Annotated in this window: 1 protein-coding gene; it reads right to left on the bottom strand. The window is 70.0% G+C overall.

Annotated features, from left to right (window positions below):
* Positions 1-90: 90 nt before the first annotated feature.
* A partial coding sequence (locus ABT369_RS57800) for an ISNCY family transposase (RefSeq protein ID WP_350627275.1) occupies positions 91-1,356 on the bottom strand: 1,266 nt, incomplete at its 5' end.

Raw genomic sequence — 1,356 nt, forward strand, 5'->3', positions numbered from 1 at the left:
TAGCTACTTCGACCTGAAAAAGTAGATGTGGCTGCGCTGCCCACGGCTGGCCCGTGGGCAGCAGTTGGCCGCTGGGTCTGTGAGGGTGGGTCATGCGGCCTGGGCGGCGGCCAGGCGGGTGATTTTGGTGAGGTTGTGGGCGAAGATGCCGTGTCCGCACCAGATTCGGGCGCCGGTCAGAGTGGTGAGCCGGGTCCGGTTCCAGCCGTAGCGGTGCTTGAGGTGACTGATGCGGCCTTCGCAGCCGGTTCGCCATGTGACGAGTTTCCGGAACGCCGGCTCTTGCTCGTGCTGGCGGCGGGTGGCGCCGGTGGTGCCTTTGCGGGGGATCGCGACGGTGTGGACGCCCAGGTCGTGGAGCCGGGTTTCGACGGCGGCTTCGCCGTAGCCGCGGTCAGCGGCGACGGCTCGAGGGACTCGGCCGGTGCGGTGGTGGATGCGGCGGATCGCCGGTTCCAGTTGCGGGGCGTCGGCCGGGTTGCCGAGTTCGACGGTGTGGTCCAGGACGATGCCGTCGGTGTTGTCGAGGACCTGGGCTTTGTAGCCGAACTCGACGGGCCGGTCGATGCGTCCTTTGCGGATCGGTCTGGCCTGGGGGTCGTGGAGGCTGATGAGGCGGGTGGCCGAGTCCGGTTTGCCGCCGTCGAGGCGGGTGCGGGTCTGGGCGACCACCTGCGCTGCCCGGGTGAGGAGCGTGTCGAGTTCGTTGACGGCCCGGTGCAGCCGGCCCCGGGCCCGTCCGGTCGTGCGGGGCACCGCCCGGCGGGCGTTGCGCAGCACTGCCGAGGCTTCAGCGGCGGTCTGGTCGAGCAGACCGGCCAGTTCGCCGGTGATCCGGGTGACGGTGCGGTGGGCCTCCTCGCGGGCTGCCGCACCGCGCAGGTGCAGGCTCAACGCGATCGCCCGGACCCGCCGGGCGGCGGCGCGACTACGGTCGCGGAACGTCGTGCGGGGTGCCGCGCCGACGGTCTTGATCCGCGTCACCAGCCGGCCGATCTTCACCACTGCCCTCGCGAGGAGACCGGAGTCGGTCGGGTACTGCACGTTCGCTGACACCACGGTGGTGTCGGCGCGGACTTTTCCCGTCTTCACCACCCTGGCCTCGACCGCCGTGGCGAGGAGTTCCTCGTTGAGCGCGGCCACCGCTTGTTCCCCGCACCGGGTGGTGATCTTCATCAGCGTCGTCGGGTGCGGCACCCGGCCGTCGATGTCGATCCGGCAGAACCGCCGCCACGAGATCGAGTCGGACACCTCAGCACACAGCGACTCATAGCCCAGCTGGTAGCGATGCTTGAGGAACATCAACCGCAGGTAGGTCTCCATCGGCACGCTCGGCCGGCCCATCCGCGGCGAGAA

Origin of the sequence: Dactylosporangium sp. NPDC000244 (genome assembly GCF_040300725.1) — a bacterium.
Taxonomy (GTDB): Bacteria; Actinomycetota; Actinomycetes; order Mycobacteriales; family Micromonosporaceae; genus Dactylosporangium.